Annotated in this window: 12 protein-coding genes; 9 read left to right on the plus strand and 3 right to left on the minus strand. The window is 31.0% G+C overall.

Translation table 11 applies throughout. From position 1 onward, the window contains the following. Nucleotides 1-113: 113 nt before the first annotated feature. Entirely contained in the window at nt 114-1,556 is a 1,443-nt protein-coding gene (locus ACY2IJ_RS09860) for an FG-GAP repeat protein (protein WP_476724195.1), read from the minus strand. An 834-nt stretch (nt 1,557-2,390) separates the two neighbouring features. Here ACY2IJ_RS09860 and rpiB point away from each other — a divergent pair. Together rpiB and ACY2IJ_RS09870 are read left to right on the plus strand one after the other, a co-directional pair. After that, the gene (rpiB, locus tag ACY2IJ_RS09865) at nt 2,391-2,822 is read left to right on the plus strand and encodes a ribose 5-phosphate isomerase B (RefSeq protein ID WP_476724196.1); all 432 of its coding nucleotides are present in this window, start codon (nt 2,391-2,393) and stop codon (nt 2,820-2,822) included. Nucleotides 2,823-2,938: 116 nt separating this feature from the next. Beyond that, nucleotides 2,939-4,246 (plus strand): NAD(P)/FAD-dependent oxidoreductase, encoded by a 1,308-nt coding sequence (locus ACY2IJ_RS09870; RefSeq protein WP_476724197.1) that lies wholly within the window; start codon nt 2,939-2,941, stop codon nt 4,244-4,246. A 35-nt stretch (nt 4,247-4,281) separates the two neighbouring features. Here the strand turns inward: ACY2IJ_RS09870 and ACY2IJ_RS09875 are convergent, their stop codons facing one another. Together ACY2IJ_RS09875 and ACY2IJ_RS09880 are read right to left on the minus strand one after the other, a co-directional pair. Next, on the minus strand, nt 4,282-6,516 hold the full coding sequence (locus tag ACY2IJ_RS09875; protein WP_476724198.1) for a tetratricopeptide repeat protein: 2,235 nt from the start codon (nt 6,514-6,516) through the stop codon (nt 4,282-4,284). 55 nt (nt 6,517-6,571) lie between these two features. Further along, nucleotides 6,572-7,480 (minus strand): formylglycine-generating enzyme family protein, encoded by a 909-nt coding sequence (locus ACY2IJ_RS09880; RefSeq protein WP_476724199.1) that lies wholly within the window; start codon nt 7,478-7,480, stop codon nt 6,572-6,574. Nucleotides 7,481-7,606: 126 nt separating this feature from the next. Between ACY2IJ_RS09880 and ACY2IJ_RS09885 the strand changes: the two genes are divergently transcribed. The 7 genes from ACY2IJ_RS09885 (at nt 7,607) to ACY2IJ_RS09915 (ending at nt 14,353) form a co-directional block, all read left to right on the plus strand. Continuing rightward, nucleotides 7,607-8,038 (plus strand): deoxycytidylate deaminase, encoded by a 432-nt coding sequence (locus ACY2IJ_RS09885; protein ID WP_476726553.1) that lies wholly within the window; start codon nt 7,607-7,609, stop codon nt 8,036-8,038. Then, nucleotides 8,028-9,581 carry a S41 family peptidase gene (locus tag ACY2IJ_RS09890; protein WP_476724200.1) on the plus strand — a complete coding sequence of 518 codons (1,554 nt, stop codon included), beginning with the start codon at nt 8,028-8,030 and terminating at the stop codon, nt 9,579-9,581. The genes ACY2IJ_RS09885 and ACY2IJ_RS09890 overlap by 11 nt, the downstream gene beginning before the upstream one ends. 5 nt (nt 9,582-9,586) lie before the next feature. Then, nucleotides 9,587-10,336 carry a UDP-2,3-diacylglucosamine diphosphatase gene (locus ACY2IJ_RS09895; protein WP_476724201.1) on the plus strand — a complete coding sequence of 250 codons (750 nt, stop codon included), beginning with the start codon at nt 9,587-9,589 and terminating at the stop codon, nt 10,334-10,336. Between the two features lie 156 nt (nt 10,337-10,492). Further along, complete coding sequence (locus ACY2IJ_RS09900; protein ID WP_476724203.1) at nt 10,493-11,482, plus strand: AAA family ATPase; 990 nt, start codon at nt 10,493-10,495, stop codon at nt 11,480-11,482. Between the two features lie 79 nt (nt 11,483-11,561). Next, nucleotides 11,562-12,428: a DUF58 domain-containing protein gene (locus tag ACY2IJ_RS09905; RefSeq protein ID WP_476724204.1), complete on the plus strand. Its 867-nt coding sequence runs from the start codon at nt 11,562-11,564 to the stop codon at nt 12,426-12,428. A gap of 1 nt (nt 12,429) precedes the next feature. Beyond that, nucleotides 12,430-13,365: a hypothetical protein gene (locus ACY2IJ_RS09910; RefSeq protein ID WP_476724205.1), complete on the plus strand. Its 936-nt coding sequence runs from the start codon at nt 12,430-12,432 to the stop codon at nt 13,363-13,365. Beyond that, nucleotides 13,352-14,353, plus strand: a complete 1,002-nt coding sequence (locus tag ACY2IJ_RS09915; RefSeq protein ID WP_476724206.1) for a vWA domain-containing protein — start codon at nt 13,352-13,354, stop codon at nt 14,351-14,353. Before ACY2IJ_RS09910 ends, ACY2IJ_RS09915 begins: the two co-directional genes overlap by 14 nt. The last annotated feature ends 2 nt before the right edge of the window (nt 14,354-14,355 follow it).

Consider the following 14,355-nt stretch of genomic DNA (forward strand, 5'->3'; position numbering starts at 1 on the left):
TTAAAGAAACACATTAAGATTCGTCATATAAATTATTGTAAAGCTTTTATAAAACAAAAAACACAACCTGATTGATTGTGTTTTTTTGTTGGTAACCATTCTATTTTATATAGTTATTTAACTCCTAGTTTAAATAACTGAATAGCTCCCGAAGCGTGTTGTGCTTTTACAAAATAAACTCCTGATTGTATGGAATGATTTGGTAGTTCTTGACCTAAAATATTTTTAATTGAAAGTTTTGTATTTGACAAATTACTTTTAAAAGAATTATTTTGGAACGTAATCATCAATCCTTCTATGGTTGAAGTATTGGTGGTTAACACTACCTCTTTATATTCAAAAACTCTAGCATGACCGCTGTTAGGACCTACTCCATCATTTAAAGCCGCACCAATGGCAACTATGGTACCATCGCTATTTAAATCTAAAGATACTCCAGATTCATCAAAATCTGCTTCTCCATCAATATCATTTCCTTGCTGTATCCAAGTACTATTTTCGTTTTTATACACTCTTACATGACCATGTTTTGTTGCAGATTCACCATTTCTTTTAGCTGCTATAGCAACTATAGAACCATTGTTATTAATACGAACCACACTTCCAGATTCGTCTTGAGATCCTTCTCCTTGAATAGCAACACCTATTTGAGACCATGTTCCTGAGATGTATTGATAAACACTTGCATGACCTGTATCAACTCCAGCTTCTCCATCGCTTTTACTAGCACCTATAACAACTGTGTTTCCTGTTTCATCTAAATCAACAGAAATCCCCAAATAATCTCCAGCAGTTTGGCTATAAATATTTGAATGCAAACTCCAAGAACCAGATGTAAATTCATAAAACCTTACCAAACCAGCCAAACTTCCATTAGTAGAATTTCCGGGAGCACCTACGGCTAATTTAGTTCCTAACCCATTTAAACTAACAGACATTCCTAAATTATCTTCAGCTGTTTGACCATAAAAAACTGAACTTAAATTCCAATTACCTGAAGTATATTCATAAATTTTTACAGCACCAGATTCTAATGCATTGGTAGAATTTTTAGGGGCTCCTACCGCTAAAATAGTTCCAGATTGATTTAAACTAACAGAACTTCCAAAATAATCTCCAGACAATCCATCTAAATCTGTACCTAATTGAGTCCAAGTACCTGCATTGTATTCATAAACTCTAACATGACCTGAATTGGTACCACCGCTATTGTTATTAATGCTTCCTATTGCCACAATATTTCCAGATGCATTACTACTTAAAGAATAACCAGATTCATCATTAGCGGCTTCTCCTACAATTCTATTTCCGTATTGAATCCATTCATCAACTTCGTTTTTTTTGTACACAGTAACTACTCCATTGTTAAAAATAGTAGAGGATTCATCGTCATCTGTAGCACCTACGGCAACAATATTACCTGTTTGATTAATGGCTATAGATTTTCCAAAAAAATTATCTTTTTTATCACTATCAATATCAGATCCTATTTGAGTCCATTGTGCAAAAAAAGATTGTGTAATTAACGTAAATACTAAAAGTAGTTTTTGTTTCATTTTTTAAATTTTACGCAAATATACATTATAACCTATGTTAGCTATAATGAAACAGCAACTTTATAAAAATGAACCTTATCAACATTTATATAATATCTATTTTTTTCTTTTTTTAAATTTAAAAACAAATAATAGGGTATTATTAGCTGTTAATTTATAGAATAACTATCCTTAATTTAATTTTGAGTTAACATTTACTTTACTTTATTAACATGTTATAAAAGTGATAACTTATTTGTTTTTAATTAGTTGATGGTAGTTATTCACAGTTGTTAACAACACAATTATCCTTTTTTAATAGTATAAAAAGTTTGTTTTTAATTTTTAATAAGAAGTGAATAAATTGTTAATAACCGTTCAAAACTTTTTGGTAAATAAATTTGCTTTGTATTAGGGGAGTCACGTATTGTTTTTTTAATTCAGATTCCAAAATTTACTTTCATTTTTTTAACCACAGTTTATTAACAAATTACTGATTTTTGTAATTGTCTGATTTTAAAGCTTTTTTAAAATAGTTATTAATTTTAATGTTAATAACTATTAAGACTGTTAATTATGTAATAAAATCTACTTTTTAATATAAATATCTTAATAAATTAAAATATAAGAATCTGAATATTAATGAGTTAGTTTTGTTTGTTATAATTTTATTTTAAATAAGATATTTTTTATAAAAGTAAAACATAAAAAGTGTCCTTTTTAAAACAAGTTAAATAGTTATGTGTTTTTATGCATACTAATTTTAAACAATTGTAGATAACTATTTGTACACTTAAAGTTACTTCTTATAAAGGTTGTTTTTGTAAATTTGTTCTAAATTATAAAACTACTCTTATGAAAATAGCAATCGGAAACGATCACGCTGGACCTGCATACAAAGCAGCAATTGTAAAACTATTAGAACAAAAAGGTATTGAAATTGTGAATTATGGAACCGATACTTTTGATAGTGTAGACTACCCAGATCATGCTCATAAAGTAGCAAAAGATGTAGATACTAATTTGGTAGATTTTGGAATCTTAATTTGTGGATCTGCAAACGGAGTAGCCATGACTGCAAATAAATATAAAAATGTAAGAGCTGGTTTGTGTTGGACAAAAGAAATTGTGTCTTTAGTAAGACAACATAACAATGCTAACATATTATGTATTCCTGCAAGATTTACAGCTGTAGAACAAGCTTTAGAAATGGTAGAAACTTTTTTAAATACAGAATTTGAAGGAGGTCGTCATCAAAACAGAGTAAATAAAATTGCTTGTAGTTAATTCAAACGCTTAACAAAACAAAAACTGTATTGAATTTCAATACAGTTTTTTTATGAATAACAAATACTAACTTATTGATATATAAAACATTTGTTTTATAAAAAACATTAAAAACAATGAATGTTCCAAAAGTAGATTTACCTAGAGTTGTTGTAATAGGTGGAGGTTTTGCAGGTTTAAATTTAGTAAAAAGGTTACGCAAATTGCCTATACAATTGGTGATGGTAAACAAACACAATTACCATGCATTTCAGCCCTTGTTATACCAAATTTCTACAAGTGGTATTGAGTCTGATTCTATAGCATATCCTTTAAGAATGTTTATAAAAAAGAAGCAGAATTTTTACTTTAGAATGGCCGATGTTAAAGAAATTGATACAGAAAATAAAATTGTAAAATCAGACATTGGAGATTTAGCTTATGATTACTTAATTATAAACACAGGAACTAAGACCAATTATTTTGGAAATAAAGAAATAAAAAAGCACGCAATGCCAATGAAAACCATTCCACAGGCATTGAATTTACGTAGCTTAATACTTCAAAATTTTGAACGTGCAACGGTAGAAACCGATGTAGAAATTCAAAAATTCTTATTAAATTTTGTCATTGTAGGTGCTGGTCCAACAGGAGTAGAATTGGCAGGAGCAATAGCAGAATTTAAACAAAGTGTATTGCCTTTAGATTATCCAGATTTAGATGCTAGTTTAATGCAAATTAATTTGTTAGAAGGTGCTGATAGAGTTTTACCTCCTATGAGTGAACATGCTTCTAAAAAATCGACTAAATTTTTGAAAGAATTAGGGGTACAAATTCATACCAATACTATTGTAACAGAATACAATGGTAAATTGGCAAAAACCAAAGATGGGAAAGAATTTGCTAGTAGAACTTTAATATGGTCTGCAGGAGTTATTGCAAATAGAATTGATGGCTTTGATGAAGATTGTTCTGAACCAAGAAGCAAAAGATATTATGTAAATGAATTCAATCAAATAAAAGGTTTTAAAGATGTTTTTGCTTTAGGTGATGTTGCCTTAATGGCTTCTAAAGAATATCCCAGAGGGCATCCACAAGTAGCTCAACCAGCCATACAACAAGCACATAATTTAGCTAAAAACTTTCCTAAAATATTAAAAGGAAATACAGCATTAAAACCTTTTGTTTATAAAGACAAAGGTTCTATGGCAACTATTGGTAGAAACAAAGCGGTTGCAGATATTAACAAACTTAAATTTGGTGGATTTTTTGCTTGGCTTATTTGGATGGCTGTGCATTTAATATCATTAGTAGGTTTTAAAAACAGATTGGTTATTTTAATTACTTGGGTGTATAATTATGCAAATTACAACAAAGGATCTCGTTTAATTATTAGAAGATTTAGTGTAAGAAAACGTAGAGTACGAACCAACGCAGAATTGTAAATAATAAAAAACCTCCTATAACTAGGAGGTTTTTTTTATGGATTTAAAACCTGATAAAATTGCTGATATTGTTGATTTTTAGGTTGCAATTCTAATAATTTTTTAGCTTGTTCTCTAGCCAAATCTATTTGTTGATTTTGATGATAGATATAAGCCAATAAATAAATTAAATCTGTGTTGTTAGGATTTCTTTTTAATTGCACTTTTAAAACACTAACAGCATTAATTGTTTCTTTATTTTGAAAATATAACAAACTTAAATTATAAGCAATTCTATCGTTATTAGGTAACAAATGCAAAGCTTCTTTTAATTGAACAATAGCTTCTTTAGGTTTTCCTATTTCATTTAACAACAAACCATAATCAAAATTAGTTAAACCAAAACCAGGTTCTTGTTCTAAAATGGTTTTATAAGCTTGTTCTGCTTGGGTGTATTGTTTGTTTTGATAATATAAATTTGCCAAACTAGTTCTAACAATATTGTTAATAGGATCTAATTCTAAAGCTTCTTCTAAGGTTTTAATAGCGCTTTTAATTTTTCCTATTCCCATGTAATATTGTGCACGTTTCATTCTTCCACCAGAAAACTCACCTCCTACTTTTAAATTGTTTGCAAACTCAATTCTTACTTTGTCGTAAAAAGGAATATATTCTGCAGGAATTTTAGATTTAGGTACTGCGCTTAATGCAAAAAATGCTTTTACTCTTACTGCTCGTTTTTTATCTTTTAATAAAGGTAACAAAGCTTTGTAATTATCTGTTCCTGCTTTTAGTTCAAATAACAAATCTACAGTAGCCCCTTTTACCAAAGGAGAATCGTCTTTTAAAAAGTTTAGAACCTCATTAATGTTAATTTCAGAAACATAATTATTTAAATTAGAAACTGCCGATGCTCTTGCAATATTTGGATAAACGGTATCTTTTATCAAAGCAATTAAACTATCTTTTCCTCCTTCTGCTCTGGTTATTCCTGGTGCTAATTTATCAGAAAAATGATTTTTTAAAGGTTCTCCGTATAGTTTTACAAAATTATCATAAGCCCATTGATCGTCTTTGTCTTTATGACATCCAGAACATACATTTGGAGTATTGTATTTTAAGCTTAAATCAGGTCTTGGAACTCTAAAACTATGATCTCTTCTAAAATCATTCCCCATGTAATATTTACCGGGCATATGACAATTTATACACAAAGCACTTTCTGTTCCCATTGGGTGTTTGTGGTGTGTTTCAGAATCATATTTTGCACCTTCGTGACATTGCATACATAAACGATTGTCATTAAATTTTCGTTCGGTAGAGTGTACATTGTGGCAATCTTTACAACTAACACCGTTGTGATACATTTTACTTTGTACAAAAGAACCATATACATAATCTTCATCTAAAATTTGACCATCGGCATGGTACAAACTTTCTCTAATTAATTGAGGATAATAATGATCTAAAAATGTTCCTTGTGGTGTATGAAATAAACTAATATTTTCTCTTCTTGCGTGGCATCTTGCACAAGCATCTACCAATTCTTTAGAATTTAAATTGGTCATTTGCATACTACCATCGTTCTTGTAATGATCTCCTTGAATAACTGCTTTAGAAACGTGTTCTTTTCCAGGACCATGACAAGCTTCACAACTTACATTTACAATGGCATAATTGGTATTGTAGCTATGGTCTTTTTCGTTGTAGTTCTTTTTTACATTGGTGCTATGGCAATCAGAACACATGGTGTTCCAATTTAACCCTCCTCTACTCCAATGCAACCATTCGCTATGTACTACTTTAAAATCAGGATACAAATCAAACCATTTGTTTTTCTGAGTATCATAGGCGGTTCGTAAACATTGGTAATGTCCATCAGGAAATAATACAATGTATTGCTGTAAAGGGGTTAAACCAAAAGTATATATAATTTCGTAATCGTGATTTTTACCATCACGACCTTCTGTATTGGCATAAAATTTTCCATCTTTTTGAAAAAAAGTAGAGGTAACCCCTTGGCTTTTAAAAATCTCTCCATTAAAAGGTGCTAGAATAGTTTCACGAGAAGCTTTTTGCATAGACTTGTCATGATGAGATCCTTCCCATTGTTCAAATTGGTCGGCATGGCACTCTTTACATTTTTGGCTACCTACATAATGTTTGTTTGGAATACTATCTGTATTGGTAAAAATAGACATAGGGTCTACTTTTTGATATCCTTCATCTTTTGTGTTTTTACAAGAAATGAATAACAAAGTAGTAAATAGGAAAGCAAAAATTTTTTTCAAAAGAAATGGATTTTAAGAATAGTTAAATATAATAAAAGATTAAATAGTATTTTATTTAATTAACAGATTTTGCACATCTAAATCCTGTGTTAAATAAAGAGGATTCTTTGGTGTTTTGAGCTCTAAAAGTTGTGGTGTAACTTAATTCTAAAGCCTGGTCATACATAAAAGATCCTCCTCTAGTTACTACAACATTGTTATTTTTTTGAAACGGCATGTTTTTGTCATACGGTTCAAAAATAGTACTGGTCCATTGCCATACATTTCCAACCATGTCATGAATACCACTTTTACTTTTAGGAAAAGCATCTATAGGAGATGTGTAAAAATAACCATCTTCTACTTTTTGGTCTTGAATGGTAGCTCCATCCCAAACATTGGTCATGTGTGTATTTCCATTTTTAGGTGTATTTCCCCAAGGATATTTTAAATCTTCTCCGTTTTTAGCTGCAAACTCCCATTCTATTTCTGTAGGTAATCTTTTTCCAGCCCAAGCAGCATAAGCTACAGCATCGTTCCAACTAACGTGTGTTACAGGATGATTATTTTTGGCTTTTTCTCCATTAGGTCCCATAGGGTATTCCCACGTAACGTTTTTAACCAAATTCCATCCTATTTTTTCAAAATCAAAAACACCAGAATCCCCAAAAGTTTCAGCTTCTGTAGTATAATTGGTTGCTTCTACAAATTTTCTAAAATCAGCAACAGTCACTAAATTTATATCTAAGTAAAAAGGTTTTACCGTAGCTTCAAAAGCCGGAGATTCAATTTGTGTTCTGTCATTAGCACCTATAGTAAAGGTTCCACCTTTAAAAAGAACCATGTTGCTAGTGTCTGCAGTGTTATGGGCAGGCTTTGTTAGTTCTTTATTTTCTGTTTTTACAGAGTTGGTTTTTTCTTTTTTATCATTTTTACAAGATGTTAAAAGTATAACGGTAGTAAGTGCGGCTAAAATGTATTTCATTTTATTTTTTAATTTATTATAATGCAATATTATCTATTTATATCTATATTTTAGTAAGAAGTAACAATAAGATGCTATTTTTGTTCAATGGTTTAACCAAAAAAGAAAAGAATTAGAATGATGTCTATGCCGGATGAAAAACAACTAAAATATGATATAGCTTATTTAAAAATGGCTTTTGAATGGGCAAAATTATCTCACTGTAAAAGAAAACAAGTAGGAGCTTTAATTGTAAAAGATAGAATGATTATATCTGATGGATACAATGGAACACCTTCTGGTTTTGACAATTGTTGTGAAGATGAAAATTATGATACCAAATGGATGGTATTGCATGCAGAGGCCAATGCAATTTTAAAAGTAGCAGCATCTACCCAATCTACAAGCGGAGCTACTTTGTATATTACCCTATCTCCTTGTAAAGATTGCAGTAAATTAATTCACCAATCTGGAATTACAAGAGTGGTATATGCTAATGAATATAAAGACACCACAGGAATAGATTTTTTAAGAAAAGCAGGTGTAGAATTATTGAAAATAGAAATTGATGAAAGATAACAACAACCTTCCTATTTTTGTAGGATTATCTATTGCTTTTGGAATTATTTTAGGAAGCTTTTTTAACATTAGAAATGTTGGTAAAATATACAATCCTACTTATGCATCAGACGGAGGAAAATTAAGTTCAGTATTAAAATACATAGAAAGCGAATATGTAGATGATGTGGATGCAGATAAAATTACCGAAGAATTAATAACCGATTTGTTAAATAAATTAGACCCCCACTCTAGTTATTTATCTAAAGATGCTCAACAATATGCAAAAGAAACCATGGAAGGTAACTTTGTAGGTATTGGAGTACAATTTGTGGTAAAAAAAGATACCGTTGTTGTGGTAAAAGTATTGCCAGATGGACCTAGTAAAAAAGCTGGAATTAGAGCAGGAGACAGATTGTTAACTGCCGACAAAGACACAATTTTTGGAAAAGGATTAAACTCTAACGATATTGTTAGCAAATTAAAAGGTGTAGAAGACAGTCAGGTATTGGTAAAAGTACACAGACCTGGCGAAGAAAACTTAATAGATTTTAACATTACCAGAGGTAAAGTTGCCATTAAAAGTGTACCTGTTGCTTTTAAGTTAACAAATGATTTGGGGTATATAAAAGTTGATAGATTTGCCATGACTACTTATGATGAATTTAAAACAGCGTTAGATACTTTACAAAAAAATGGAATTCAAGATTTGGTTTTAGACCTTAGAGGAAACCCTGGAGGATACATGCATATTGCAGACCAAATGGCTGATGAGTTTTTAGCAAATGGAAAGTTAATTGTATATACAAAAAACAAAAAAGGACGTCAAAAAAATTCAGTAGCTACAAGCAAAGGTTCTTTTGAAAAAGGACATATTTATGTGTTGGTTGATGAAAATTCAGCATCGGCAAGTGAAATAGTTTCAGGAGCTTTACAAGACAACGACAGAGGAACTATTATTGGACGTAGAACTTTTGGAAAAGGATTGGTACAGCAAGAAATAGATTTTAACGATGGTTCTGCCATGAGATTAACTATTGCTAGGTACTACACTCCTACCGGTCGTTCCATTCAAAAACCATACGGAAATAATAACTACGATGATGAAGTAGCAAATCGTTACAAAAGCGGAGAATTATTTTACAAAGACAGTATTAAAGTTATAGATTCACTTAAATACACAACACCAAAAGGAAAAATTGTATATGGTGGCGGAGGTATTACTCCCGATGTGTTTATTCCTTTAGACACAACTACAACTTTAAATTATTACGAATTAAATTTAATCAACAATTTTGTGTACAATTATATAGATAAACACAGAAACGATTTGTTAAAATTTAATGAACATAATTTTATTCAAGAATTTAAAATTACACCAAGTATTTTAAAAGAATTTAACAATTACATCAAACCGTATCAGTTTGTAAATAAAAATGTAATAAAACCACTTTTAAAAGAAAACTTTGCAAGTACACTAACTACAGATCAAGTCTATTTTAAATTATTACAACAAAGAGATGTTTATATAGATAAAGTATTAGAAATTCATAAAAACCAATAAATTAAGTGAAATCAAAAAAAATATACTTTGCTTCAGATCAGCATTTTGGTGCTCCAAATAGAGAAAAAAGTTTGCAACGCGAAAAACGTTTTGTAAACTGGCTAGATACTATTAAAAAAGATGCAGAAGCTATATTTTTATTAGGAGATTTGTTTGATTTTTGGTTTGAATACAAACATGTTGTACCTAAAGGATTTGTACGTGTTTTAGGAAAAATTGCAGAAATTAAAGATTCAGGAATTCCAATTTATTTCTTTGTAGGAAATCACGATTTATGGATGACAGATTACTTTGAAAAAGAATTAAACATTCCAGTATACAGAAAACCTACAGAATTTACGTTGCACAATAAAACCTTTTTAATTGGCCATGGCGATGGTTTAGGACCTGGAGATAAAGGTTACAAATTTATGAAAAAAATATTTGTAAGCCCTTTGTGTAACTGGCTGTTTAAATGGTTACATCCCGATTTAGGTATGGCTTTGGCCAAATATTTATCTATAGAAAACAAAACCATTTCTGGTGCTGAAGATGTTCAGTTTTTAGGAGAACACAAAGAACATTTAATTTTGTTTTGTAAAGAAGTGCTACAACAAAAACACTATGATTATTTTGTGTTTGGTCACCGTCATTTACCTATGATTTTTGACTTACCTCGCAATTCTAAATACATCAATACCGGAGACTGGATAACTTATTTTACTTACGGAGTTTTAGAAAACGGTGTGTTTGATATTAAGGAACACAATTACTAGTCCATTGTTAATTAAGTATAAAATCAAAAAGAGTCAAGAAAATCTTGACTCTTTTTATTTTTAAAACTGTCAAATTTACTTAATTGGTATCAATATTGTATTTTGGTACACAAATTGATTGCAAACAACTGTATTAAGAATAAAACCTTATAAATAATGGAAGTAGACGTAAGAGCTATCAGCGAAAAAATCGAAAGAGAAAGTGCATTTGTGGATTTATTGTCCTTAGAAATGAACAAAGTTATTGTAGGTCAAAAACACATGGTTGACCGGTTGTTGATTGGTTTGTTAGGAAACGGACATATTTTATTAGAAGGAGTTCCTGGTTTGGCAAAAACCTTAGCCATCAATACCCTTGCAAAAGCTGTAGATGGTGATTTTAGTCGTATTCAATTTACTCCAGACTTATTGCCTGCCGATGTGGTAGGAACCATGATATATAACATGAAGCAAAACGATTTTTCTATTAAGAAAGGTCCTATTTTTGCAAACTTTGTGTTGGCAGATGAAATTAACCGTGCTCCAGCAAAAGTACAGTCAGCATTGTTAGAGGCCATGCAGGAACGTCAAATTACCATTGGTGATGAAACTTTTAAGTTAGACGAACCTTTCTTAGTAATGGCAACTCAAAACCCTGTAGATCAAGAAGGAACCTATACTTTGCCAGAAGCACAAGTAGACCGTTTTATGTTAAAAGTAGTAATTGATTATCCTAAATTAGAAGAGGAGCAAATCATTATGAGAGCAAACTTAAACGGATCTTTTGAAAAAGTAAATCCAGTTGTTTCTTTAGAACAAATAGTAAAAGCTCGTGAAGTAGTTCAAGAAGTATACATGGACGAAAAAATTGAGAAATACATCTTAGATTTAATTTTTGCCACTCGTTATCCAGAAAAATACGGATTGGCAAACTTAAAACCTTTAATTTCTTTTGGAGCTTCTCCTCGTGGTAGTATTTCTTTAGCCAAAGCCGCTAAATGTCATGCTTTTATCAAACGTAGAGGATATGTAATTCCAGAAGATGTAAGAGCAGTTGTACTAGATATTTTACGTCACCGTATTGGAATTACATACGAAGCTGAAGCAGAAAATGTGACTGCAGAAGACATTGTAAACCAAATAGTAAACGTAGTAGAAGTACCTTAAATCTAGTACAGAGTATATAGTATTAAGTACAAAGCAAGGTACTCAATACTCAGTACTCAGTACTCAGTACTAAAAATATATGGATACCAAAGAAATCTTAAAAAAAGTTAGAAAAATAGAGATCAAGACACGTCGTTTGTCCGATCATATTTTTTCAGGAGAATATCACAGTTCTTTTAAAGGACGTGGTATGACTTTTAGCGAGGTAAAACAATATCAATTTGGTGATGATATCCGTAGTATAGACTGGAATGTAACTGCCCGTTATAACGAACCTTATGTAAAAGTTTTTGAAGAAGAACGAGAACTAACCATGATGTTAATGGTAGATATTAGTGGTTCTGGAAACTTTGGAACAAAAGAACAGTTTAAAAGAGAAACACTTACAGAAATTGCAGCTACTTTAGCTTTTTCTGCCATTCAAAATAACGATAAAGTAGGGCTGTTGTTGTTTTCTGATGAGGTAGAATTGTACATTCCTCCCAAAAAAGGAAAAAGTCACGTACTACGAATCATTAGAGAAATGATTGAATTTGAACCTAAAAGTCAAAAAACAAACATTAACGAAGCTTTAAAATACATGTCTAACGTTATGAGAAAAAAAGCCATTGTTTTTGTTTTGTCCGATTTTATGGACGATGGTTACGAACACACCTTAAAAATACTAGGAAATAAACACGATGTTACAGGAGTTAGAGTTTACGATCAGTTTGATGAAACCTTGCCAAAAATAGGATTAGTCCCTATGGTAGATGCCGAAAGTGGTGAGACCGTTTTGGTAAATACATCGTCTAAAAAAGTTCGTAACAATTACGAAAAACAGTTTTACAATTGGAAACTAAATTTTGAAACTGCTTTTAAAAAGAGTGGTGCAGGTGTGTTAAGTTGTAGAACGGAAGAGAATTACGCAAAAAAATTATTGACATACTTTAAACAACGTGGGTAATATGAAGTATTTCATCACAAGTATTTGTTGCTTATTTAGTGTATTTATGATGGCTCAAACAGAACCATCCATCACTATAAAGGCAGATACCACCAATATTAAAATAGGAGAACAGTTAACGTATACTATTCAGGTTCCCAAAGGTAAACAAGTAACGTTTACCAAATTGGAATTAGACGGTTTAGAATTGGCAGAAGAATTACCAACCGATACGGTCAACAATCAAATTTTAAAAAAGTATTTAATTACAGGGTTTGATAGTGGTTCTTTTTACATTAAAAAACAACAAGTGTTTTTAGATACTAAGGCCTATTTTACAGATTCATTACTGATAAATGTAGCTACAGTAGCTGTAGATACTACCAAATTAGCACCTTATTATAAAACCAAAGGACAAGAAACAGAAGCTTATACCTTTACAGAAATTTGGTATCGTTATCAAAACTATTTGTACATCGCTTTAGGAGTAATTGCTTTTATTGTGGCTTTATACTTTTTGTTCCGTAAAAAAGAAGAAAAGCAAGAAGTTATTGTACCTAAAATACCACCTTATATAGCAGCAACCAAAGAATTAAAAAACTTAGAAGCTAAAGAATTGTGGCAAAACAATCAGGTAAAAGAATACTATTCTGAATTGACAGACATTGTTAGAAAATATATAGGAGATGAATTGTTTATTCAGGCTTTAGAAACTACTACAGATGAGCTGATGGATTTGTTAAAAAATGAAAACAAGCAACAACAGTTAGGTTTAGATAAAGATATTTTAGAAAGATTAGAAGGTCTTTTATCACAAGCAGATTTTGTAAAATTTGCCAAACAAAAACCTATAGAAAATGACATCAAAGGACATAAATACGATGCAGAGGCTGTGATAGAAACCATCCATAAAATTGTAGAATCAAAAAAGACGGTAGAAAAAAATGAAGTACAGTAATTTTGAATTTACAAACCCATTGTTTTTGTGGGGGTTAATCATCATTCCGTTGGCAGCGGTTTGGTTGTACATAAGCAGAAATAGAAATCAAGCTAAGTTGGCTATTTCATCTGTTAAATCTGTACACAAACCAGGTATTTACACCTATTTATATCGCAGTTTATGGACATTTAGGTTAATTGCACTAGCATTGTTAATTGTAGCTTTGGCAAGGCCTAGAAATGTAGCGGTGACTACTAAAAACAAAAAAAATAAAGGAATAGACATTGTAATGGCAACCGATGTTTCTGGATCTATGTTGGCAAGAGATTTAAAACCAAACAGATTAGAAGCTTTAAAAGAAGTAGCTGAAAACTTTGTAGACAAACGTCCTAACGATAGAATTGGAGTAGTGCTGTATGCAGGAGAAAGTTATACAAAAACTCCTATTACAAGCGATAAGTCTATTGTAAAAAGAACCATTGCTACCATAGAATATGGAGGAATAGAAGATGGTACTGCCATAGGTATGGGGTTGGGTTCTGCCGTTAACCGATTAAAAGATAGCAAAGCCAAAAGCAAAGTAATTATTTTGTTAACAGATGGAGTAAATACGGCAGGTTCTGTAGATCCTAAATTAGCAACAGAATTGGCTAAAGGAATAGGAATAAAAGTATACACCATAGGTATTGGTACCAACGGAATGGCAGAAATGCCGTATGCTAAAGATTATCAAGGAAGATTGTTGTACAAGCCAATGCAAGTAGAAATAGACGAAAAACTATTAACCTACATAGCAGAAGAAACAGGGGGTAAATATTTTAGAGCAACCTCTAACACCAAGTTAAAAACAATCTATGATGAGATTGATAAATTAGAAAAAACAGAAATAGAAGAGTTTAAATATTACAATTATCAGGAATTGTACAGAAATTTAGTTCTAGCGGCTTTAGGATTGTTGGTTTTAGAGTATTTGTTAAAGAACACTTTATTTAAAAGTTTTATATAGTT

Source organism: Wenyingzhuangia gracilariae (assembly GCF_056387575.1).